The sequence below is a fragment of the Micromonospora violae genome, assembly GCF_004217135.1.
Classification (GTDB): domain Bacteria; phylum Actinomycetota; class Actinomycetes; order Mycobacteriales; family Micromonosporaceae; genus Micromonospora; species Micromonospora violae.
Window position 1 is genome coordinate 5,339,133 of sequence record NZ_SHKK01000001.1, and the last position, 22,058, is coordinate 5,361,190.

General features: G+C 73.0%; 18 protein-coding genes. 11 read left to right on the forward strand and 7 right to left on the reverse strand.

Annotated features, from left to right (window positions below):
* Positions 1-385 precede the first annotated feature (385 nt).
* The gene (locus EV382_RS23960) at positions 386-892 is read left to right on the forward strand and encodes an inorganic diphosphatase (protein WP_130405379.1); all 507 of its coding nucleotides are present in this window, start codon (positions 386-388) and stop codon (positions 890-892) included.
* A 31-nt stretch (positions 893-923) separates the two neighbouring features.
* On the opposite strand, the gene eccD is transcribed toward EV382_RS23960, so the two are convergent.
* Positions 924-2,327 carry a type VII secretion integral membrane protein EccD gene (gene eccD / locus EV382_RS23965; RefSeq protein ID WP_130405381.1) on the reverse strand — a complete coding sequence of 468 codons (1,404 nt, stop codon included), beginning with the start codon at positions 2,325-2,327 and terminating at the stop codon, positions 924-926.
* A 101-nt stretch (positions 2,328-2,428) separates the two neighbouring features.
* On the opposite strand from eccD, the gene eccCa reads away from it, so the two are divergent.
* The 3 genes from eccCa to EV382_RS23980 all read left to right on the forward strand — a co-directional run bounded on the left by eccCa (position 2,429) and on the right by EV382_RS23980 (position 8,668).
* Positions 2,429-6,409, forward strand: a complete 3,981-nt coding sequence (gene eccCa, locus EV382_RS23970) for a type VII secretion protein EccCa (RefSeq protein ID WP_130405383.1) — start codon at positions 2,429-2,431, stop codon at positions 6,407-6,409.
* A gap of 74 nt (positions 6,410-6,483) precedes the next feature.
* The gene (mycP, locus tag EV382_RS23975; RefSeq protein ID WP_165435849.1) at positions 6,484-7,824 is read left to right on the forward strand and encodes a type VII secretion-associated serine protease mycosin; all 1,341 of its coding nucleotides are present in this window, start codon (positions 6,484-6,486) and stop codon (positions 7,822-7,824) included.
* A 52-nt stretch (positions 7,825-7,876) separates the two neighbouring features.
* Positions 7,877-8,668, forward strand: a complete 792-nt coding sequence (locus tag EV382_RS23980) for a phosphatase PAP2 family protein (protein WP_130405385.1) — start codon at positions 7,877-7,879, stop codon at positions 8,666-8,668.
* Between the two features lie 12 nt (positions 8,669-8,680).
* Here EV382_RS23980 and EV382_RS23985 read toward each other — a convergent pair whose 3' ends face one another.
* The 6 genes from EV382_RS23985 to EV382_RS24010 form a co-directional block, all read right to left on the reverse strand.
* Positions 8,681-9,859: a MarP family serine protease gene (locus EV382_RS23985; RefSeq protein WP_130405387.1), complete on the reverse strand. Its 1,179-nt coding sequence runs from the start codon at positions 9,857-9,859 to the stop codon at positions 8,681-8,683.
* A 63-nt stretch (positions 9,860-9,922) separates the two neighbouring features.
* Positions 9,923-10,615 carry an NUDIX hydrolase gene (locus EV382_RS23990; protein ID WP_130405389.1) on the reverse strand — a complete coding sequence of 231 codons (693 nt, stop codon included), beginning with the start codon at positions 10,613-10,615 and terminating at the stop codon, positions 9,923-9,925.
* Positions 10,612-11,289 (reverse strand): TlpA family protein disulfide reductase, encoded by a 678-nt coding sequence (locus tag EV382_RS23995; protein ID WP_130405391.1) that lies wholly within the window; start codon positions 11,287-11,289, stop codon positions 10,612-10,614. The genes EV382_RS23990 and EV382_RS23995 overlap by 4 nt, the downstream gene beginning before the upstream one ends.
* The gene (nth, locus tag EV382_RS24000) at positions 11,286-12,074 is read right to left on the reverse strand and encodes an endonuclease III (protein WP_130405393.1); all 789 of its coding nucleotides are present in this window, start codon (positions 12,072-12,074) and stop codon (positions 11,286-11,288) included. Before nth ends, EV382_RS23995 begins: the two co-directional genes overlap by 4 nt.
* 41 nt (positions 12,075-12,115) lie before the next feature.
* Entirely contained in the window at positions 12,116-13,294 is a 1,179-nt protein-coding gene (locus tag EV382_RS24005; protein WP_130405395.1) for a CapA family protein, read from the reverse strand.
* 56 nt (positions 13,295-13,350) lie between these two features.
* On the reverse strand, positions 13,351-14,013 hold the full coding sequence (locus EV382_RS24010; protein ID WP_130405397.1) for an adenosylcobinamide amidohydrolase: 663 nt from the start codon (positions 14,011-14,013) through the stop codon (positions 13,351-13,353).
* Between the two features lie 143 nt (positions 14,014-14,156).
* Between EV382_RS24010 and EV382_RS24015 the strand changes: the two genes are divergently transcribed.
* From EV382_RS24015 to EV382_RS24045, 7 genes are all read left to right on the forward strand, one after another.
* Positions 14,157-14,834, forward strand: a complete 678-nt coding sequence (locus EV382_RS24015; protein ID WP_007073398.1) for a Crp/Fnr family transcriptional regulator — start codon at positions 14,157-14,159, stop codon at positions 14,832-14,834.
* A 113-nt stretch (positions 14,835-14,947) separates the two neighbouring features.
* Positions 14,948-15,691, forward strand: coding sequence for a metallophosphoesterase family protein (locus EV382_RS24020; RefSeq protein WP_130405399.1), 744 nt, complete (start codon positions 14,948-14,950; stop codon positions 15,689-15,691).
* 415 nt (positions 15,692-16,106) lie between these two features.
* Positions 16,107-16,712 (forward strand): TetR/AcrR family transcriptional regulator, encoded by a 606-nt coding sequence (locus tag EV382_RS24025; RefSeq protein WP_130405401.1) that lies wholly within the window; start codon positions 16,107-16,109, stop codon positions 16,710-16,712.
* A 37-nt stretch (positions 16,713-16,749) separates the two neighbouring features.
* Positions 16,750-17,547: a TIGR03084 family metal-binding protein gene (locus EV382_RS24030; protein WP_130405403.1), complete on the forward strand. Its 798-nt coding sequence runs from the start codon at positions 16,750-16,752 to the stop codon at positions 17,545-17,547.
* The gene (locus EV382_RS24035; protein ID WP_130405405.1) at positions 17,544-19,208 is read left to right on the forward strand and encodes an acyclic terpene utilization AtuA family protein; all 1,665 of its coding nucleotides are present in this window, start codon (positions 17,544-17,546) and stop codon (positions 19,206-19,208) included. The genes EV382_RS24030 and EV382_RS24035 overlap by 4 nt, the downstream gene beginning before the upstream one ends.
* A 55-nt stretch (positions 19,209-19,263) precedes the next feature.
* Positions 19,264-20,460 (forward strand): acyl-CoA dehydrogenase family protein, encoded by a 1,197-nt coding sequence (locus tag EV382_RS24040; RefSeq protein WP_130405407.1) that lies wholly within the window; start codon positions 19,264-19,266, stop codon positions 20,458-20,460.
* The gene (locus EV382_RS24045; protein ID WP_130405409.1) at positions 20,457-22,058 is read left to right on the forward strand and encodes an acyl-CoA carboxylase subunit beta; all 1,602 of its coding nucleotides are present in this window, start codon (positions 20,457-20,459) and stop codon (positions 22,056-22,058) included. The genes EV382_RS24040 and EV382_RS24045 overlap by 4 nt, the downstream gene beginning before the upstream one ends.

Here is a 22,058-nt window from a genome sequence, read left to right on the forward strand (position 1 = left end):
ACCGGGAAGTGACCGACGTTCGGGGTGGGCGGTACCGGACCGGTCGGCGGGCGCCAGGGCAGCGGCGGCGGCCGCTCGGGCACCGGCGCCGGCGCCGGCGTCGGTGGTTCGGGAGCCCGTGGGAGGTGCGCCTCCGGCACCGGGACCCGCCCCTTGGCGCTGCCGGAGCCGGATCGTCCGGTACCGTGCGCGGAGCCCCCGTTCGGGCGGTAGTGTGAATCTTCCCTCCCCACGACCCCCTCCTCCCCCAGCGAAAATCGGCTTGGGTGACACTACTTCGGTCCGAAGACTATGCGGCGGCCGGAGTCGGCGGGTGGGCATTCACCCGACCGGAGGGCCGCCAGTGGTTCCGTTAGCCAGCGTGGGCAGACGAGGGAGCGTGCAGATGGATTTCGACGTGACGGTTGAGATCCCCAAGGGTCACCGGAACAAGTACGAGGTGGACCACGCGACCGGCCGGATCCGGCTGGACCGCACCCTCTTCACGTCCACCCAGTACCCGGCCGACTACGGGTTCATCGAGGGCACGCTGGGCGAGGACGGCGACCCGCTGGACGCCCTCGTGCTGGTCCCCGAGCCGACCTTCCCGGGCTGCCTGATCCGCTGCCGCACCATCGGCATGTTCCGGATGACCGACGAGAAGGGCGGGGATGACAAGGTCCTCTGCGTGCCCTACGAGGACCCCCGCCAGGAGCACCTGCGCGACATCCACCACCTGGGCGAGTTCGACCGCCTGGAGATCCAGCACTTCTTCGAGGTGTACAAGGACCTCGAGCCCGGCAAGTCGGTGGAGGGCGCGACCTGGGTCGGCCGCACCGAGGCCGAGGCCGAGATCCAGGCCTCCTACCAGCGGGCCCGGGACGCCGAGGCGCGCGGCGAATCCGCCCACTGACGACAACTGACGCACCGGGCCCGAGGGTCGCTCAACCGAGCAGCCCTCGGGCCCGGTCGTACAGGTCGAGCACCGCGCAGGCGATCGGCACCACGGCGACCACCAGGGCCGTGTCGGTGAGGTCCGCGACCCTCCCGAGGTACGGCGAGACCGGCCTGCGGGCGTACCCGGTGCCGCTGGCGACCGCCACCAGGGCCAGCGCCGCCCCGCCGAGGACCAGCACCAGCCGCCCGGCCTCGTCGGCCCGACCGACCAGCACCGCACCCAGCACCGCGTAGCCGGCCAGCCCGGCGAGCACCGTGGGCACCCGGTGCCGCAGCGCCACGAACAGCCGCGACCGCAGCAGCAGCACGGCCGAGGTGACCGCCACCAGCACCCGACCGGCCGTGCCACCGGCGACCACGAGGACGACCGCGGTGGCCACCACCAGCAGGGCGTGGCCGATCAGCATTCCGGTGAGCATCTCCTCGGTACGGATCACCGCGGCGTGCACCCGGCTCCGGTCCGGCAGGTCCCGGGCCCGCTGCGGCTCCTCCGCGGGCGTCGCGGCCGGCAGGGTGATCGGCGGTAGCGGCAGCTTGCCCAGCCGGATGGCCAGCAGCGGGATCACGCCGACGGCGAAGACCAGGGCGCTGAGCAGCACCGCCGCCGTACCGGCCGTGGTCATCAGCAGCCCACCGAGCGCGGCCCCCGCGCCGATCAGGCCGGCCGCGACACCGGCCACGAAGACCCGCAGCCGGCTGGCCACCCCGAGCAGACCGATCAACGCCACCAGCAGCAGCGCCACCGAGCCGGCCAGCAGTTCGGGAGCGCCCACCCAGCGGGCCGGCCCGAACGGCCCGACCGGGTCGCCGGAGCCGACCGCCAGGGCACCGGCCGTGAACGCGTAGGGCAGCGCGTAGCCGCCGAGCGTCGCCCCGGCGACGCCGTCGCCGTTGGCGCGGGACGCCACCGTGCCGGCCACGGTGAGCACCAGCGCCACCGTGGCCGCCGCCAGCCAACCGGCCCGGTGCGTCGGGCCACCGGCGAGCAGCGCGAGCAGTCCGACCGCGAGCGGTACGCCGGCACCGGCCAGACCGGCGGCGCGGGTGGCGGTGGGCGACCAGGCCCCGCCCCGGCGGCGAGCACCGTCAGCGATCGCCTCGATGACGTCGTCGTACTCCAATTCGGGCCAGTGCGCGCGCGCCGGCACGAGGTGCAGCACCTCCCCGTCGCGGACCCCCTGCGGCAGCAGCGCCTGTGCGGTCACCAGCAACGCCCCGTCGGTGCGGCGGAGCACCCAACCGCCGTGCTGCTCACCGTCGTCGGCCAGCCCGACCCCGGCGTGCCGGAGCACGTCGGGCAGCAGCTCAGCCAGGGGCACCTGCTCCGGCAGGGCGACGTCCACCCGTCGTTGCGGCGCGCTGATGGTGACGCGTGCCAGCCCGGTAGTCATCGACTGGTCTCCATATCGAGGGGGATCGGAGGCTGCGCGGACGACAGGACTTTACCTACCATGAGCCAGGCTCGGGTTACCCAGCGCTGTCAGGAGGCCGAGTGTCCACCGTCGTCATCAAGCGCCCACCACGCCGAGCAGCGCCGGAGATACCCGCCGGCGAGCTGTCGGTCGAGGCACCGCCGGAGATCCCCGCGGTCACCGGCGGACGGTGGCAGCAGATGCTCATGCTGCTGCCCATGCTCGGCGGCACGGTGGCGATGGCGATGATGTTCGGCCGGGGCGGGGGCGCCTACTCGTACGTGGTGGGCGGGATGTTCGGGCTCTCCTCGTTGGCGATGCTGGTGACGTCCTGGGGCAGCGCCTCCGGCACCCCGAAGAAGTCCGAGATGATGGCGGCCCGCAGGGAGTACCTGCGGCACCTGGCCACGCTGCGGCGACGGGTCCGCCGGACCGCGGGCCAGCAACGGGCCGGGCTCTACTACCGGCACCCCGACCCGGGCCGGCTCTGGTCGACCGTGGACAGCCACCGGGTCTGGGAGCGGCGACCCGCCGACCCGGACTTCGCGGTGGTGCGGGTCGCCGTCGGACCGCAGACCCTGGCCACTCCACTCGTCCCACCGGTCACCCGGCCGCTGGAGGAGCTTGAGCCGATGACCGCGGGCGCGCTACGTCGCTTCCTGGACGCGTACTCCGTGGTGCCGGACCTGCCGGTGGCCCTGTCGCTGCGCAGCTTCGCCCGGGTGCACATCCGACCCGCCGGCCGGGGCCGGGCGACCACCCCGACCACCGGCGGGCCACCCACCGGCGACCCGGCGGCGCAGGCGCTGGTCCGCGCCGTGCTGACCCAGCTGGCGGTCTTCCACGCCCCCGACGAACTGCTCGTCGCGATCTGCGCCGGGCCGGAGCGCCGCGCCTGCTGGGAGTGGGTGAAGTGGCTCCCGCACGCCCACCATCCCGGCCGCACCGACGCGCTCGGCCCGGTACGGCTGGTCACCAGCTCCGCCGCCGAGTTGGAGTCGCTGCTCGCCGACGTGCTGGCCACCCGGTCCCGGTTCAGCCCGGCCGGTCCGGCCACCGACGGCCCACACGTGGTGGTGGTCCTCGACGGCGGCGACCTGACCGGTGCCAGTGACCTGACCGGCGACGGCGGCATCGACGCGGTCACCGTGCTGGACCTGGACACCCCGCCGCCCCGCCTGCTGGACCGGTACGCGCTGCTGCTGGAGTTGCACGGCCCGCGGCTGCACTCGTGGTCGTCCGACGGTCACGCCGAGGTGGGCACCGCCGACCAGTTGGACCTGGCGGACGCCGAGGCGGTCGCCCGACGGTTGGCGCCGCTGCGGCTCGCCGGGGCGGCGCGCGGGCCGGACGCCCCGTTCCAGGCCGACCTGGGCCTGCCCGAGCTGCTCGGTCTCGGTGACCCGGAGAGCTTCACCGTGGAACAGGGCTGGCTGCCCCGCTCGGCGCGGGACCGGCTGCGGGTGCCGATCGGGGTGGGCGCGGACGGTGGCGCCATCGAGCTGGACCTCAAAGAGTCCGCCCAGGACGGCATGGGCCCGCACGGCCTGCTCATCGGGGCGACCGGCTCCGGCAAGTCCGAGCTGCTCCGCACGCTGGTGCTGGGGCTCGCCGCCACGCACAGCTCCGAGCAGCTCAACTTCGTGCTCGTCGACTTCAAGGGTGGCGCCACCTTCACCTCGTTCGACCGGCTGCCGCACACCGCGGCCGTGATCACCAACCTGGCCGACGCGTTGCCGCTGGTCGATCGCATGGTGGACGCGATCAACGGGGAGCTGGTCCGCCGCCAGGAGTTGCTGCGGCGGGCCGGCAACTTCGCCAGCGTGCGTGACTACGAACGCGCCCGCGCGGCCGGCAGCCCGCTGGCCCCCCTGCCGTCACTGCTGCTGATCTGCGACGAATTCTCGGAACTGCTCTCCGCGAAGCCCGACTTCATCGACCTCTTCGTGCAGATCGGCCGGCTGGGCCGGTCGCTCGGCGTACACCTGCTGCTCGCCAGCCAGCGCCTGGAGGAGGGCCGGCTCCGCGGGCTGGACACCCACCTGTCGTACCGGATCGGGTTGCGCACCTTCTCGGCGCTGGAGTCCCGGACGGTGCTCGGCGTGGCGGACGCGCACGAGCTGCCCCGCTCGCCGGGCCACGGCTACCTGCGCGCCGGCACCGACCCGCTGGCCCGGTTCAAGGCCGCGTACGTCTCCGGTGCCGTCCGCCGTCGGACCGCGCCGGGTGGCGGCACCGCCGACGGGGCCGCGCGGCTGCTCACCTTCACCACCCACCTCGTACCGGTGCCCGAGCCGGCCTCCCCGGTCGTGCCGGTCGTCGCGGAGGAGGGCAGCGGGACCCTGCTCGACCTGCTGGTGGACCGGCTTGTCGGGCAGGGCCCGCCGGCACACCAGGTCTGGCTTCCGCCGCTCGGTCAGCCGCCGGCCCTGGACGAACTGCTCGGCCCGGTCGAGGTGCACCCGACGCGCGGGCTCACCGTGGGCAACCCGGAGCTGCACGGCGCACTCGGAGTGCCGATGGCGGTCGTGGACAAACCGTTGGAGCAGCGCCGGGATCTGCTCTGGCTGGCGCTGGACGGCGCCGCCGGGCACGTCGCGGTGGTGGGTGCGCCGCAGAGCGGCAAGTCCGCCGCCCTGCGCACGCTGATCTGCGCGCTGGCGCTCACCCACACACCGGCCGAGGTGCAGGTCTACTGTCTCGACTTCGGTGGCGGCGGGCTGGCCGCGCTGCGCGACCTTCCGCACGTGGGCGGGGTGACCGGCCGCGCCGACCCGACCGCCGTCCGACGGACCGTCGGCGAGATGACCACCCTGCTGGTCGATCGGGAACGCCGCTTCGCGGAGTTGGGCGTGGAGTCGATGGCCGCGTACCGGCAGCGCCGGGCGGCAGCGGGGACGACCAGTCAGCCGGGGGCCGACCCGTACGGTGACGTGTTCCTGGTGATCGACGGGTGGAGCACCGTCCGCGGCGAGTACGACGACCTGGAACCCCTCGTCACCGACCTGGCCACCAGGGGTCTGTCGTACGGGCTGCACGTGGTCGCCACCGCGCTGCGCTGGCTGGATTTCCGCCCGGCGATCCGGGACCTGTTCGGCTCCCGGCTGGAGCTGCGCCTCGGTGACCCGGCCGACTCGCTGGTGGCCCGGCGGGCCGCCGCGAACGTGCCGGAGCGCGCCGGTCGAGGGGTGACCGCGGAGGGTCTGCACTTCCTCACCGCGCTGCCGCAGCTCGCTGCCGCCAGCGGGGACACCGCCGACCTGGTCAAGCGGGCCGCCGACGGGTGGGCGGGTCCGCCGGCGCCCCGGGTGCGGCTGCTCCCGCCGGTGCTGCCGTACGCCGATCTGGACCTCGCGTCGACGACCGGGCTGCGGCTGCCGATCGGGATCGCGGAGGCGGACCTGCGCCCGGTGCTGCTCGACTTCGCCACCGAGCCGCACTTCGTGGTCTTCGGGGACTCGGAGTGCGGCAAGTCGTCGTTCCTGCGCGCCCTCGCCACCTCGATCATCACCCGGTTCACTCCCGAGCAGGCCCGGGTGATCCTCGTCGACTACCGGCGCAGCCTGCTCGGCGTCATCGAGACACCGCACCTGATCGGGTACGGCACCGCCGCGGCACACACCGCCGACCTGATCGAGTCGGCCGCCGGCTACCTGGAGCGGCGAGCCCCCGGGCCAGAGGTCACCCCGCAGCAGCTGCGGGACCGGTCCTGGTGGTCCGGGCCGGAGCTGTTCGTGCTGGTGGACGACTACGACCTGGTGGCGGCGGGGCCGGCGAACCCGTTGCGCGCCCTGGAGGAGCACCTGCCGCACGCCCGCGACATCGGCCTGCACCTGGTGCTGGCCCGCCGGTCCGGTGGTGCGGGCCGCGCCCAGTACGAGCCGATCGTGCAGCGCCTTCGGGAGCTCTCCACGGCCGGCCTGGTGATGGCGGGCAGCCCCGAGGAGGGCGCACTCGTCGGGCCGGTGCGGCCCGGACCGCTGCCGCCGGGGCGTGGTCGGCTGGTCAGCCGACGGGAGGGCGTACGCCTCGTTCAGCTGGCGCAACTGCCGCCGCCATGACCTGACTCGCCGGTTCTTCCCGTGACGGGTGGGGAAACCGGTAATCTCCGATCGTCATGGTTCCGTCGGGATGAATGGCTGGGGATGTGACTGGGGTGCGGTACAGCGGTCCGTCAGCGGCCCGACGAGCGACCGGCCGGGCGCTGCTCGGCGTGGCCGCGGCGCTCGCCGTCGTGGCTCCGACCGCGGCAGCCGTGCCCGTCGCCGCGCCCACGAACGGTGGACAGCTCGCCGGCGCGCCGATGGCGTTCACCCCCGGTGACGCCGTCGCCCGCACCGACCAGGTCCGCGACGAGCAGTGGCAGCTCGACGAGTTGCAGGCCGAGACGGCGTGGCGCAGCTCGACCGGCCGGGGCGTGACGGTGGCGGTGGTCGACTCCGGGGTGGACGGCAACCACCCCGACCTGGTCGGCCAGGTGTTGCCCGGCAAGGATCTGGTGGCCCCGGGCGGCGCTCCGGGCCCGGATCCGGTGGGCCATGGCACCACTGTCGCCGGCCTGATCGTCGGACGTAACGACGACAAGCGGGGCGTGGTCGGCCTGGCGCCGGACGCCCGGATCCTGCCGGTCCGCGTGCTCGACGAGGAGAACCGTTACGACGACGCACTGATCGTCGCTCAGGGGGTCCGCTGGGCGGTCGACAACGGTGCCCGCGTGATCAACCTGTCTCTGGGTGGCAGCGGCGACAGCCCGGCCCTGGCCGCCGCCCTGGATTACGCGTTCGTCCGGGACGTGGTGGTGGTCGCCTGCACCGGCAACCTGGCCACCTCCACCGACAGCAAGGTCTGGTACCCGGCTCGTGAGCCGGGAGTGATCGCGGTCGCCGGTCTCGAACGCAGCAGCGACAACCTGTGGTCGGGTTCGATCACCGGCCGGGCGACGGTACTCACCGCCCCCGCCAGCGGGCTGGTCGGCGCGAAGCCGCCCGGCGGGTACTGGCGGGTGCAGGGCACCAGCTTCGCCGCGCCGTTGGTGGCCGCGACCGCCGCGCTGGTTCGGTCCCGCTATCCGCAGATGCCCGCGGGTGAGGTGGTCAACCGGTTGTTGGCCACCGCCCGCGACCTGGGCCCGACCGGGCGGGACGACCGCTTCGGGTACGGGGTGGTCGACCCGGTGGCCGCGTTGACCGCTCAGGTGCCGCCGGTGACCGCCAACCCGTTGGACGACCAGAGGTCGCCGGGTGTGACCGGGTTCGGTCCGGCGCCCGGCTCGGTCGATGACGATCCGGTGGCTGGCGCCGGTAGCGATCCACTCGGTCTCGCCGCAGCCGGCCAGCAGAGCCGGTGGACGGCTCGGGCGGCTGGCGGTCAGGACACCTCCGCGCCGGAGCAACTGTGGACCACTGTCGTGCTCCTTGTCGCTCTGGTCGGCGGTGCGGCCCTGGCGGTCCGCCGGCTTCGTCGGCGGATCCGTTGATCCCGACCGATCGGCAGGCCTGATCGGCCGCCCGGTCGGGTAGGACGGACCCATGAGTACGCACCGGCCGCCCACCCTCGCACCCAGCGGCCAGCCGTCCTGGCGGCACCGCCGGCTCGACCCGGACCACGCGCTGGGGTTGCGGCTCACCCTGGCCGCGGCGGCGGCGTTCCTGGTGCTGGTGCCCTTCGCGCTGCTCACACTGCTGGTGCTCGGCGTCTGGGCACCACTGCACCGACTGGACACGGCGGTCACCGACGCGTTGCACGGCTACGCACAGGACCACCCGGCCTGGGTCGTGCTGATGCGGGTCTGGACCGAGGTGTTCGCACCGATGCCGCTACGCGCCGTCGCCCTGCTTCTGGTGGTCTGGCTGCTGCGCCGGGGAGCCCGCCGCCTGGCCCTCTGGGCGGCCACCACCATGATCGTCGGCGGTCTGGCCGGTCCGCTGCTCAAGCTGCTGGTCGGCCGGGACCGGCCAGAGTTGCTGGACCCGGTGGCCCGGGCCGCCGGCTACTCGTTCCCCTCCGGGCACGCGCTGAACGCCACCCTGGCCGCCGGGGTGCTGCTGGTGGTGCTCGTTCCGTACGCCGGGCGGAGGGCGACGCGGACCGCGCTCTGGGTCGCGGCGGTGCTGCTCACCGTGGTGACCGGGCTGAGCAGGGTGGCGCTCGGCGTGCACTTCACCAGCGACGTGGTGGCCGGATGGCTGCTCGGTGTGGCGGTGGTCGCGGCTACCACCGCCGCGTTCACCAGTTGGCGGGCAGACACCGGCCTCCGGCCGGTCGGCCTGGCCGCTGACGGTGCCGCTGACCCGAAGGTGGCGGGGCGTACCGCACCCTGACCCGCGCGTCGCTCAGGTGCACTCGCCGGTGCCGACCTGCCGGTTGCGTTCAGCGCCGGCCAACGCCACCGGCCGAGCCTCGGCCGCCGTCACCGCGAAGCCGGTGTTCGGGTCGTCGGACGCCGCCGCGAAGATCACGCCGAGCACCAGGCCGTTGGCGGAGAGCAGCGGGCCGCCCGAGTTGCCGCTGCGGACCAACGCGCGAATCGTGTAGATCTCCCGGGTCACCTCGCTGGACGAGTAGATGTCCGGGCCCTTGATCCGGTCGACGTCCCGCACCCGCGCCGACTGCGCGTTGTAGGGGCCGTCGAGCGGGAAGCCGAGCACGATGGCGTCAGCGCCACTGCCCGCGTTCCCAGCGGCGAACCGCAGGGACGGCCCGGGCAGCCCGGGCACGAGCAGCACCGCCAGATCCCGGTTCGGGTCGTAGACCACCACCTTGCCGTCGTACCGCTCGCCGCCCAACTCCACCGCGACCGAGCGGGTGCCGGCCACCACGTGCGCGTTGGTCATCACCCGGTCGTCCGCGTAGACGAAGCCGGAACCCTCGATCCGGCGTGAGCAGCTGGGCGCGGAGCCGAGCACCTTGACGACCGACTGCTGGCCGCTGACCACCACCTGCGAGCCGGCCAGTGCCGGGTCCGGCGGGTCGACCTGCCGGGCCCGGGTGGGCGCGAGATTACCGAAGACGTCCGGGAACCCGTCGGTGTCGACGGTGTCCTCCAACGCCGTGGACAACTGGTGGGCCTGCTCCGGCAGCACCCGGTTGACCACCGTGATCAGCGCGCTGTTGCGCACCGAGGCGGCGAGCCAGGGCACCGAGGACGAGCCGAGCGGCACGGCCACCAGCCAGGCGAGCAGGAGCACCGCGAACAGCGAGACGAACGCCCCACCGACGTCGTCGACCCGTTTGCCCACGTCGCTGGTGATCGTCTTACGCAGGTGCGAGCCGAGCCAGCCGGCGAGTGCCTGCCCGACCACCGCCAGCCCGAAGATGGCCACGAGCGAGATCAGCACGCGGGTGCCGGCGTCCACGAACTGTCTGGCGAACAGCGGCCCGAGCTGGAGACCCAGCAGCAGACCCAGGAAGAAGCCGGACAACGACGTGACGCCGATGACGAAACCCTGGCGGTATCCGCTGATCGCGAACACGAGCATGAGCAGCAGCAGGACGAGATCCACGACGGACACGGGTCAAGACTACGGGCAGTGTGCCCGCCGGATGACGATCGCTTGCGGATGGTGACCGTGCGGTCAGCGCAGGGCGTTCTCGTCGACGTCGTCGGTGCCGGCCGACGGGGCCGGTGTCGCCCCGCTCGGCGGAAGCTCGACCACCCGGCCGGGCGACCACGGACGAGCCCAGCCACCCATCTCGAGAAGGGTGGCGAGCACCCCGGCGGTGAAGCCCCAGACGAGCATCCCGCGCGCCGAGAACGCCGGCCCGATCCAGCCGCTCGGGTGGCGGACCCGCAGTCGGTTGGCCGGATCGACCAGCTCGCTGACCGGCAGGCGGGCGACGTGTGCCACCTCGGCCGGCTCGCATGGGTGCACCGGGTGCGGATCATGCCACCAGGCCAGCACCGGCGTGACCACGAAGTCGCTGACCGGGATCCAGAGTTTCGGCAGCTCGGCCAGCACGGTCACGCTGGCCGGGTCGAGGCCGACCTCCTCGTTCGCCTCGCGCAGGGCGGTGGCCCGGACGTCGGCGTCCTCCGGATCGGCCGCGCCACCGGGGAAGGCCGGCTGCCCGGCGTGGTTGCGCAGGGTGGCGGCGCGTTGCAGGACCAGCACGTCGGGGCCGCCGCCGGGCTGCTCGCCGAGCAGCACCAGCACCGCGCTCTCCCGTCCGCCCTCGGCGGGGGTGGTCAGCCGGGTGAAGTCCTCGGCGCGGGCGGTGCCCAGCCGGGTCAGCAACGGCTCGATCCACTCGGGTGGCCGACGGGTCACGCCGGCACCACCAGGCCGAGGTGCTGGCGGACCAGCTTGGCGAGCTTGGCGTCGTCGAGAGCGCCGCTGGCGTCGATGTGCCGGACCCGGCCGTCGGCGTCGACGAAGAGGGTCAGCGGAATGGCGTTGCGCTTCAGCTCACGCTGCAGCGCCTCGCCCTGGTCCACCAGGATCGGGAACCGGACGCCGAAGTCCTCACCGATGGACTGGGCACCGGACGGGCTGTCCCGGCTGTTGACCCCGACCACCTGGAGTTGACCGGCGGCGCGCTCGCTGAGGCGCTGGAAGGCGGGCAGCTCCTTGCGGCACGGCGGGCACCAGGAAGCCCACACGTTGACCACCGCCGGCCCGGCCACCTCCCGCAGCTCGACCGGGGCACCGCCGGTGAAGCAGGAGAGCGTCAGCTCCGGCAGGGCCTCCCCGCCGACGGCGGGAGCCGTCGGACCGGACGGGTCGGGGGTCGTCGTGCCGGAGCCGGGGGACGCCGGGGTGGCCGTGCCCGAGTTCGGCGACCCGGCGGTGGGTGCCGTGCTCAGCGTGGCGCAGTCCCGGAACGGGGAGGGTCGCTCAGCGGCGGCCGGTCGGGGCGCCGGCTTGTCGTCGGTCGGGCCGCTGGTGCAACCGGCGACGGCCAGCAGCAGCGGCAGGACGACGAGGGCGAGACGGCGTTTCACGGCACCTCCGCGGCGATCGCCTGGGCGGGCACCAGTTCGGGGTCGACCCCGGCAGCGACCGCGAGGTCGCGCGCCCGAGGGCCCTTGAGCAGCTTGGCGGCGGCCGCGGGCTCGGTCGGGCCGGTGCCGTACGACGGGCAGAGCTTAGCGAGCGTGCACGCGCCGCAGGCCGGCTTGCGGGCGTGGCAGACCCGTCGACCGTGGAAGATGATCCGGTGCGAGAGCATGGTCCAGTCGCGCTTCTCGTACAGCGCGCCGATCGCGTGCTCGATCTTGACCGGGTCGGTCTCGGTGGTCAGCCGCCACCGGTGCACCAGCCGCTGGAAGTGCGTGTCGACGGTGATGCCCGCGACGTCGAAGGCATTGCCGAGGATCACGTTGGCGGTCTTGCGGCCGATGCCGGGCAGCGTCACCAGATCGACGAGCCGGCCCGGGACCCGGCCGTCGTACCGGTCGAGGAGGGCCTGACCGAGCTTGAGCAGCGAGTCGGTCTTGTTGCGGTAGAAGCCGGTGGGCCGGATCAGCTCCTCCATCTCGCCCCGGTCGGCGGCGGCGTACGCGGCGGCGCTCGGGTAGCGGGCGAAGAGCTTCGGGGTGACCTCGTTGACCTTCTTGTCCGTGCACTGCGCGGACAGGATCGTCGCGACGGCCAGCTCCAGAGCGTTTGAGTGGTCCAGCTCACAGTGCGCGTCGGGGTGCGTCTCGGCCAGCACCCGGCCGATCTTGCGGGCGCGGCGTTTGCGCCCGAGATCGGTCTCGCTGGCACCGGGAGGGCTACTGGTCACGACGGTCAGCCTACGTCGCACCCCGGACGGTCCTCCTCCGGTCAGCCGGCGGTCGGCGGCGAGATCTTCCCCTGCCCGTCGAGGCGAGCACCGGTCTTCGGGAAGTCGGTGCGGCTCAACTCGGTGACCAGACCCAGGCCCCGGTCGTCCGAATCCATCGTCGGCTTTCCGGCGGAGTTCATGTACGTCGAGGTGAACGAGCCGCCGGCCCAACTGCCGTCCGGCTTGAGCGACACCTTCAGCACCCCGCCCCAGCCGAGCCGACCGGCGTTGCTCAGCGAGTTGCCGCCGCCGGCGAAGTTGCCCAGGCTGTACGCGATCAGGCGCCCCTTGTAGAACTCCATCCCGCGCAGCACGTGCGGACCGTGCCCGACGATCAGGTCGGCGCCAGCGTCGATCATGGCGTGCGAGAACTTCACCGGGTCGCCCCGGTTCTCGCCGAGGAACATCTCGGTGCCCGGCTTCACCCGGGTCTTGTCGGCACCCTCGCCGCCCATGTGCACCTGCACCACGACCAGGTCGGCCATGGTGGCGGCCTTGGCCACCACCGCCTTCGCCTTGGTGATGTCGACGAGGCTGTTGGACCAGACGTACGACGAGAAGCCGGCGACCGCGACCTTGACGCCCTTCACGTCGACCACGGTGATCTCGTTCGGTGCGCCGGTGTGCTCCAGGTCGTACTTCTTCAGTGCCTTCTGGGTGTTCTCGTAGCCCTTGGGCCCGTAGTCGTAGCCGTGGTTGTTGGCCTGGTTGAGCACGTCGAAGCCGGCGTCACGCAGGTGCGCGGCGTACTCCGGCGGGGCGCGGAACTGGAAGCAGCGGGTGGAGTTGGCCCCGCACTTGCCGGTGCCGGTGTCGACCGTCAGCGGCTCCTCCAGGTTGCCCATCACGAGGTCGGCCTTGAGCGCCTCGGTGACCGAGTTGAAGAAGCCCTTACCGCCGGCGGCGGGCAGTCGACTGGGCGCGTTGCCCATGATGATGTCGCCGGTGGCGGAGAGCGAGATCGCGGCGCCCGGACCGGAGGAGTCGGCCCCGGTGTCCTTCGGGCCGGCCGTGGAGACCGGCGCGCCGGTGCCACCACCGCCGGCGCCGGGCTGCCACACGGGTGCCTCACCACCGGGGTCGGCGCAGCCGGCGGCGAGGAGGGTGGCCAGCAGCGCGGCGAGGCCGAGGGCGACGCGGCGGCGCGGGCGGGGCGCGAGGGGGGAGGCAGCGTACATCGTCCGCGACCCTACCGGTCGTTAAACGCGCCGACGCCAGCCGATCGGTTGGACTTTCAGCCCGTGAGCTGCTCAGACCACGGCACCACGGTCCGGGCGCCACCGGCGAGCACCGCCGCGTGCACCGCCCGGGCGAGCGGGGCACCCCAGGTGGAGCGTGGGCCGCCGTACGCGGCCTCCGGCCCGTCCACCGGGCAGAGCACGGTGACCGCGTCGGTGGGCGTACCGGTCCCCGGCACCCCCAGCTCGGTGATCGCCTGGGTCTTCGCCTCGGTCGCGGTGGCCACCGCGTTGACCAGTGCCGAGTCGGCGAGCCGGGCCGGCACGTACACCACGATGTTGACCGTGCCGACGCGCTGCGCGTGCGCGGCGGGCGTCGGCGCGGCTGCGGGCACCGGCGTGCCGAGCCCGACCGTCGCCCAGGCCCGCACCCCGGTGTCGGTCCGCGCCACCACCTCGGTCACATCGACGCCGGTCAGCAGACCCACCCCGGGGCCGTCGAGGGCCAGTTCACCGGCGAGCGCGGCCAGGTGCGCGGCCGGGTCGTCCCGGTCGTACGACATCGGTACGGTCGCGTTCAGCACCCACCGCCGGAACCCGATGCCACCGCCCAGCGGGCCGCTGCTGACCGACCGCAGGGGCACGTCCGCCCGCCAGACGAGCAGCGGCACCTGCCGCCCCTCCTCGGCGCGGCTGGTCAGAATCGGGTCGCTCAGCACGTCGGGCAGGTTACGCCCACCGATCAAGATTCCAGGGCCGACCTCTGATTCATGCTCACGTGCGCCTAGACTTGGCGGCGCGCGAGGGGATCAGCGGACGGCGGCCCCGGCCGACGGACGGCACGCGCAACCGGAGGTGCGCAATGGACGAGGTACTGGCCCGCAGCGGGATCTTCCAGGGTGTTGACCCGGAAGCTGCCGAGGCGCTTGCCAAGGAGATGGAGACGATCGAGGTCCGCAAGGGCGAGGTCGTCTTCAATGAGGGCGAGCCCGGTGACAGCCTCTACATCCTGCTGTCCGGGAAGATCAAGGTTGGTCGCCGCGCGGCGGACGGCCGGCAGAACCTGATCGCGGTGATGGGGCCGTCGGACATGGTCGGTGAGCTGTCGCTCTTCGACCCGGGTCCGCGTACGGCGACCGCCACCGCGGTGACCGACACCCGGCTGGTACGGCTGCGTAAGCAGGCGCTGCGACCGTGGCTCAACAACCGCCCGGAGATCGCCGAGCAGCTGCTCCGGGTGCTCGCCCGGCGGCTGCGCCGGACCAACGACTCGCTCGCCGACCTGATCTTCACGGACGTGCCGGGCCGGGTCGCCAAGAACCTGCTCCAGATGGCGGGCCGCTTCGGCACCCGCGACGGCGGCGTTCTGCGGGTGACCCACGACCTCACCCAGGAGGAGATCGCCCAGCTGGTCGGCGCCTCCCGGGAGACCGTCAACAAGGCGCTGGCCGACTTCGCCTCGCGCGGTTGGCTGCGGCTGGACGGCAAGAGCATCATCATCCTGGACCCGGAGCGTCTGGCCCGTCGCGCCCGCGTCTGAGTAGCCCAAGGACGTCCCCGCCTGCCGGCACTGGCCGCAGGTGGGGACGTTTTTGCTATCTGCCTGGCGCAGAATCGCTGGCCTCCGGCGGTGTCAGCGGTGAGGGTGGGGCCATGGTGAACCGTGTTGCCGTGCTCTCCGACATCCATGGCGTTCTGCCGGCGCTGGAGGCTGTACTGGCCGAGCCGGACGTCGCCGCCGCCGACCTGATCGTGCTCACCGGTGACATCGCCGCGGGCCCGCAACCGGTCGAGGTGCTGGACGTGCTGGCCGACCTGGGCGACCGGGTGTGCTGGGTCGGCGGCAATGCCGACCGCGAGCTGGTCGAGGCCCGCGCCGGCCGCCCGGCCTCGATCGAGGTGTCGAACTGGGCCGCCGGGCAGCTGCGCGACGACCAGGTGGCCCGGCTCGCCGCGCTGCCGGCGACGGCGACGCTGGAGATCGATGGCCTCGGGCCGACGCTGTTCTGCCACGCGACGCCCCGCGATGACGAGGAGGTCGTGCTCGTCGACTCCCGGATGGCGCGCTGGGCGGAGGTGTTCGACGGTCTTCCCGCCGCGATTTCCACGGTGGTCTGCGGCCACACGCACATGCCCTTCACGCGGCTGGTCGACCGGCGTCTGGTGGTCAACCCGGGCAGCATCGGCATGCCGTACGGGGGCGTGGGCGCGTGGTGGGCTCTGCTCGGGCCGGGCGTTCAGCTGCGCCGGACCGCCTTCGACGTGGACGCGGCCTGCGCGCGGGTGGCGGCGGAGTCGACCTTCCCCGACGCCGTCGCCTGGGCCGACGAGTACCTGCGCTCCCAGCACAGCGACGCCGACGCGCTGGCTGCCTTCGGCCCCCGCGACGGCCGCTGAACGGGCAGCCGGACGGCCGCCGAGCGGGCCAGCCAGACGGCCGGCCAGATGGCCGCCGAGTGGAGCCGGGATACTGGTCAGAGATTCTTTGGAGCTGAATCGTTTGCGGCATCAGCCGTAAGTGATCAGCAGGCCGATCGACGGGACGCAGCCGACGGGGCGCGACAGGCGGGGTGCGGCCGACGGACGATTCGTCTGTGGCATCAGCTCCATAGCGAGAGCAGCACCCAGGCCACCTCCGGTGCCGCGCCAGCACCGCGAACAAAGCACCGCGCCAAGCGCACGCCGCCCGCTGCGCACAAGACCCGCCGCGCCCCGCGAGCCGAACCGTGACCGTGTCCATCCGAGTCCGAGCGCCCAATCCTAGAAAAAGTCAGTCTTGACTGTTTGTTTCGAGGGCGGCAGGCTGTCCCCCATGTCAGCCCCATCGACGCGCGTCCCTCAGCAGGAACGCAGCCGCGCCACCCAGGCCCGGCTGCTGGAGGCGACCGTCGACTGCCTGATCGAGCACGGCTGGTCCGGCACCACGACCACCGTCGTCGCGGCGCGGGCCGGTGTCTCGCGCGGGGCCCAGCTGCACCACTACCCGACCAAGGCAGCGCTGGTGACGGCCGCCGTCGCCCATCTGGCCGAGCGTCGGGCCGACGAGCTGCGTACCGAGGCCGAGGCGCTGCCGGCTGGCCCACAGCGGTTGGACCGGGTGGTCGACCTGCTCGCGGTGGCGTTCACCGGTCCGCTGTTCGTGGCCGCGCTTGAGCTCTGGGTCGCCGCCCGCACCGATCGTGAGCTCCGGGACGCCCTGGTGCCGCTGGAGGCGACCGTCGGGCGGGAGATGCACCGGCTCACCGTTGCCCTGCTCGGTGTCGACGAACGTCGGCCCGGCGTCCGCGAAGCGGTGCAGGCCACCCTCGACCTGATGCGCGGGCTCGGCGTGGCCAACCTGCTCAGCGACGACTCGGCGCGTCGCGCCGCCCTGTTGACCACCTGGAAGCGCCAGCTCGCCACCCTGCTCACGCCCTGACCGCCGGCCGCAGCGGCCACCACCGACCGGAGGCACCATGGTCGACCTCAGCGACCTGCTCACCGACCTGGCCGACGAGTCCGCTCAGCTGGACGCCCTGGTGGCGCCGCTGCCCGCTGCCGACTGGGCGCGGTCGACCCCCGCGCCGGGTTGGAGCATCGGGCATCAGATCGCCCACCTCGCCTGGACCGATCACGTCGCGCTGCTGGCCGCGACCGATACTGAGGCGTTCTACGCGACGGTGACCACAGCGCCGGACGTGACCCGACTCGTCGACGACGGTGCCGAGGAGTTCCTCGCCCCACCGGCCGAACTGCTGGCCCGCTGGCGGGCCGGGCGAACCGCCCTCGTCGACGCGCTGGCGGCCGTGCCGGCCGGCGGCAAGCTGCCCTGGTACGGCACCCGGATGTCGGCCACCTCGATGGCCACCGCCCGGCTCATGGAGACCTGGGCGCACGGCGCGGACGTGGCCGACGCCCTTGACGTGGTCCGCCCCGACAGCGACCGACTCCGGCACGTGGCGCACCTGGGTGTGCGTACCCTCGGGCACGGCTTCGCCGCGCACGGCCGGGAGGTGCCGACGGCGCCGGTCCGGGTTGAGCTGGTCGGGCCCGGCGGCGACATGTGGAGCTGGGGTCCGGCGGACGCCGCCGACCGGCTCACCGGCCCTGCTCGGGACTTCTGCCTGCTGGTCACCCAGCGCCGACACCGCGCGGACCTCGCCCTGGTCGCCACCGGACCGGTCGCCGACGAGTGGCTCGACGTGGCGCAGGCCTTCGCCGGGCCGCCGGGTGACGGCCGGAAGCCAGCCGGCCGGAACGGGGTACCGGCATGATCCGCATCGGCAACGCCTCCGGCTTCTACGGCGACCGCTTCATTGCCTGGCGGGAGATGCTCGACGGCGGTGAGCTGGACGTGCTGACCGGCGACTATCTGGCCGAGTTGACCATGTTGATCCTCGCCCGGGACCGCCTGCGCGACCCCGACCTGGGGTACGCGAAGACGTTCCTGCGCCAGCTGGAGACCTGCCTCGGCACCGCCCTCGACCGAGGGGTGCGGATCGTGACCAACGCCGGCGGGTTGAACCCGGCCGGTCTGGCCGCCGCCATCGAGAAGCTCGCCCGCCGGCTCGGCCTGCCGGCCCAGGTGGGGTACGTCGAGGGCGACACGATCCAGCGGCCGGACGCGTTGAGCGCGAACGCCTACCTCGGCGCGTTCGGGATCGCCGCCTGCCTCGACGCCGGTGCGGACGTGGTGGTCACCGGTCGGGTCACCGACGCGTCGCTGGTGGTCGGCCCGGCGATCGCGCGGTACGGGTGGGGCCGTGACGACCTCGACGAGCTGGCCGGGGCCACCGTCGCCGGGCACCTCGTCGAGTGCGGCGCACAGGTCACCGGCGGCAACTTCAGCTTCTTCACCGAGCTGCCCGACGGCGGTCATCGGCCCGGGTTCCCGATCGCCGAGGTGTACTCCGACGGCTCATCCGTGCTCACCAAGCATCCGGGCACCGGTGGCGCGGTCACCGTGGAGACGGTCACCGCCCAACTGCTCTACGAGATCGGCGGGCCGTCCTACCTCGGGCCGGACGTGGTCACCCGACTGGACACGGTGACGCTGCACCCCGACGGGCCGGATCGGGTCCGGGTCTCCGGCGTGCGGGGCACGCCGCCACCGCCCACGCTCAAGGTGGGCGTCAACAACCTCGGCGGTTTCCGCAACTCGATGACGTTCGTGCTCTGCGGACTGGACATCGAGGCGAAGGCGGCCCTGGTCCGGGGGCAGGTCGAGGAGGCGGTGGGCAAGGACGGGCTGGAGTTCACCCTCGCTCGCACCGACCATCCGGACGCCGCCGACACCGAGGCGGCCAGCGCCCTGTTGCACGTACACCTGCGCGACGGTGACCGGACGCGGGCCGGGCGGGCCTTCTCGGCCGCTGCGGTGGAGCTGGCGCTGGCCTCGTACCCGGGCTGCACGCTGACCACCCTGCCCGGCGACGCGACCCCGTACGGCGTCTTCACCGCCGACGCGGTGCCACAGGACGCGGTGGGGCACGTCGCGGTGCTACCCGACGGGGAGCGGGTGCCGATCGCCCCGCCGAGCCGCACCGCCCCCACAGTCCCGGACGAGTCCGCGCCGGGCGGCGGGGTCGCCGTCGAAGGCCCGACCAGGCGTGGGGCGCTCGGCGAGGTGGTCGGCGCGCGCTCCGGCGACAAGGGCGGGGACGCCAACCTCGGTGTCTGGGCACGCTCCGACGCCGGGTACGCGTGGCTGCGCACCTGGTTGACCGTCGACCGGCTGGCCGAGTTGCTGCCGGAGACTGCGCCGCTGTCGGTGCGGCGCTACGAGTTGCCGAACCTGCGCGCGGTCAACTTCGTGATCGAGGGCCTGCTCGGTGCGGGGGTGGCCGCGTCCACCCGGTTCGACCCGCAGGCCAAGGCGCTCGGCGAGTTGCTGCGCGCCCGGATCGTCGACCTGCCAGCCGAGGAGGTGCCGTGAGCGCGAGGAGTGAGCCGGTCCTGCGAGCCCCGCAGTCGCGAACGAAGGGATTGCCGTGAGCATCCTGGACACCCCCGAGCGCCGGCAACTGCGCGAGCTGACCCGGGCGTTCGTGACCCGGGAGGTGTTGCCGCACCTGGACGACTGGGAACGGGCCGGCGAGGTGCCCCGGGCGCTGCACGCGAGCGCCGCGAAGATCGGCCTGCTCGGCATCGGCTTCCCCGAGTCGGTCGGTGGCAGCGGCGGTGACCTGCTCGACTCGATCATCGTGACCGAGGAGCTGATCCGCTCCGGGGGCTCGTCCGGGCTGGTGGCGGCCCTGTTCACGCACGGAATCGCGTTGCCGCACATGGTCGCGGCGGCCGGTGCGCGCACCGGTGGCTCGCTGGGCGGCCGGCTCGCCGGCACCTCGCCGCCGGGCGACGACAGCCTGGTCGAGCGGTACGTCCGACCCACCCTGGCCGGCACGATGATCGGCGCACTGGCCATCACCGAACCGGACGGCGGTTCGGACGTGGCCGGCATCCGCACCACCGCCCGCCGCGACGGCGACCACTACGTGGTGAACGGGTCGAAGACCTACATCACCAGCGGGCACCGGGCCGACTTCGTGACCACCGCCGTGTGTACCGACTTCCCCGGCAGCGGCCAGCTGACCCTGCTGGTCATCGACAAGGGGTCGCCCGGGTTCACCGTGGGACGCCGGTTGGAGAAGTTGGGCTGGCACTGCTCGGACACCGCCGAGCTGTCCTTCGTCGACGTACGGGTGCCGGTGACCAACCGGATCGGCGCGGAGAACACCGGCTTCCTGGCGATCATGCAGCACTTCGCGGCGGAGCGGTTGTCGCTGGCGACGCAGGCGTACGCGACCGCGCAGCGCTGCGTCGAGCTGGCGGTGCGCTGGTGCCGGGATCGGGAGACCTTCGGCCGTCCGCTGGCCAGCCGGCAGCTGATCCGGCACCGGTTGGCCGAGATGCACACGCGGGCCGAGGCGGCCCGGTCGTACGTGCACGAGGTCGCGGGTCGGGTCGCTGCCGGCGAGCCGGTGGTGACCGAGGTGGCGATGGCGAAGAACATGGCGGTGGCCGCCTGCGACCACGTCGTCGACCAGGCGTTGCAGCTGCACGGGGGTTTCGGCTACCTGCGCGACGCCGAGGTGGAGCGGCACTACCGCGACGCGCGGATCCTCGGCATCGGCGGCGGCACCACCGAGATCATGAACGAGATCATCGCGAAGGGCATGGGCCTATGACGATTCTGGACAGCGCTGTCGACCCGTCCGCGCCCGCGTACCTGGCGAACCGGGCGGCGTTGCTGGAGCGGCTGGCCGAGTTGGACGCCGCTCTGGACCAGGCGCGGGCGGGTGGTGGCGCGAAGTACGTGACCCGGCACCACGACCGCGGCAAGTTGCTCCCCCGGGAGCGGATCGAGCTGCTGGTGGACGCCGACAGCCCGTTCCTGGAGTTGTCGCCGGTGGCCGCGTACGGCTCGGACTTTCCGGTGGGGGCCAGCGTGGTCACCGGGATCGGCGTGGTCGAGGGCGTGGAGTGTCTGATCGTCGCCAACGACCCGACGGTACGCGGCGGCGCGGTCAACCCGTGGTCGCTGGCGAAGACCCGGCGGGCCGGCGAGATCGCCCTGGCCAACCGGCTGCCGATGGTCAACCTGGTCGAGTCGGCCGGGGCGGACCTGCCCACCCAGGCGGAGATCTTCATCCCCGGCGGGCGGGTGTTCCGCGACCTCACCAGGCTCTCGGCGGCCGGCATCCCCACGGTCAGCGTGGTCTTCGGCAACGCCACGGCGGGCGGCGCGTACGTGCCGGGGATGTCCGACCACGTGATCATGATTCGGGACCGGTCTCAGGTCTACCTGGCCGGTCCGCCGCTGGTGAAGATGGCGACGGGCGAGGTCACCGACGACGAGTCGTTGGGTGGTGCGGCAATGCACGCCGGCACGTCCGGGCTCGCCGACTACCTGGCCGCCGACGAGCGGGACGGCATCCGGTTGGCCCGGCAGTGCGTCCGCCGGTTGAACTGGCGTAAGCAGGGCCCGTCGCCGCGTACGGCGGTGCCGCAGCCGCCGAAGTACGACCCGGAGGAGTTGCTCGGCATCACCAGCGCCGACCTGAAGGTGCCGTTCGACCCTCGGGAGGTGCTGGCCCGGGTCCTCGACGGCAGCGACTTCGACGAGTTCAAGCCGGCGTACGGGGACGCGCTGGTCACCGGCTGGGGTGAGCTGCACGGCTACCCGGTGGGGGTGCTGGCCAACGCCCGAGGGGTGCTGTTCAGCGCGGAGGCGCAGAAGGCGGCCCAGTTCATCCAGCTCGCGAACGCCTCAAACACCCCGTTGATCTTCTTGCAGAACACCACCGGCTACATGGTCGGCACCGAGTACGAGCAGCGCGGCATCATCAAGCACGGCGCCCTGATGATCAACGCGGTGTCGAACTCGACGGTGCCGCACCTGACGGTGAACCTGGGCGCCTCGTACGGGGCCGGCAACTACGGCATGTGCGGTCGGGCGTACGAGCCGAGGTTCCTGTTCACCTGGCCGAACGCGAAGTCGGCGGTGATGGGCCCGGCGCAGCTCGCGGGCGTGCTGTCGATCGTGGCCCGGCAGGCGGCCGCCGCGCGGGGGCGCGACTACGACGAGGAGTCGGACGCGGCGATGCGGATGATGGTCGAGCAGCAGATCGAGTCGCAGTCCGGCGCGCTCTTCCTGTCCGGCCGGCTCTACGACGACGGGGTGATCGATCCTCGGGACACCCGGACCGTCCTCGGGCTCTGCCTCTCGGCGATCCACAACGGACCGGTGAAGGGCGCCGACGGTTTCGGCGTCTTCCGGATGTAG

What these genes read in the sequence shown, in the direction of transcription:
- EV382_RS23960 (WP_130405379.1), top strand. Translation starts at nt 386, where the DNA reads ATGGATTTCGACGTGACGGTTGAGATCCCCAAGGGTCACCGGAACAAG.
- eccD (WP_130405381.1), bottom strand. Translation starts at nt 2,327, where the DNA reads ATGACTACCGGGCTGGCACGCGTCACCATCAGCGCGCCGCAACGACGG.
- mycP (WP_165435849.1), top strand. Translation starts at nt 6,484, where the DNA reads ATGGCTGGGGATGTGACTGGGGTGCGGTACAGCGGTCCGTCAGCGGCC.
- EV382_RS23980 (WP_130405385.1), top strand. Translation starts at nt 7,877, where the DNA reads ATGAGTACGCACCGGCCGCCCACCCTCGCACCCAGCGGCCAGCCGTCC.
- EV382_RS24005 (WP_130405395.1), bottom strand. Translation starts at nt 13,294, where the DNA reads ATGTACGCTGCCTCCCCCCTCGCGCCCCGCCCGCGCCGCCGCGTCGCC.
- EV382_RS24015 (WP_007073398.1), top strand. Translation starts at nt 14,157, where the DNA reads ATGGACGAGGTACTGGCCCGCAGCGGGATCTTCCAGGGTGTTGACCCG.
- EV382_RS24020 (WP_130405399.1), top strand. Translation starts at nt 14,948, where the DNA reads ATGGTGAACCGTGTTGCCGTGCTCTCCGACATCCATGGCGTTCTGCCG.
- EV382_RS24025 (WP_130405401.1), top strand. Translation starts at nt 16,107, where the DNA reads ATGTCAGCCCCATCGACGCGCGTCCCTCAGCAGGAACGCAGCCGCGCC.
- EV382_RS24030 (WP_130405403.1), top strand. Translation starts at nt 16,750, where the DNA reads ATGGTCGACCTCAGCGACCTGCTCACCGACCTGGCCGACGAGTCCGCT.
- EV382_RS24035 (WP_130405405.1), top strand. Translation starts at nt 17,544, where the DNA reads ATGATCCGCATCGGCAACGCCTCCGGCTTCTACGGCGACCGCTTCATT.
- EV382_RS24045 (WP_130405409.1), top strand. Translation starts at nt 20,457, where the DNA reads ATGACGATTCTGGACAGCGCTGTCGACCCGTCCGCGCCCGCGTACCTG.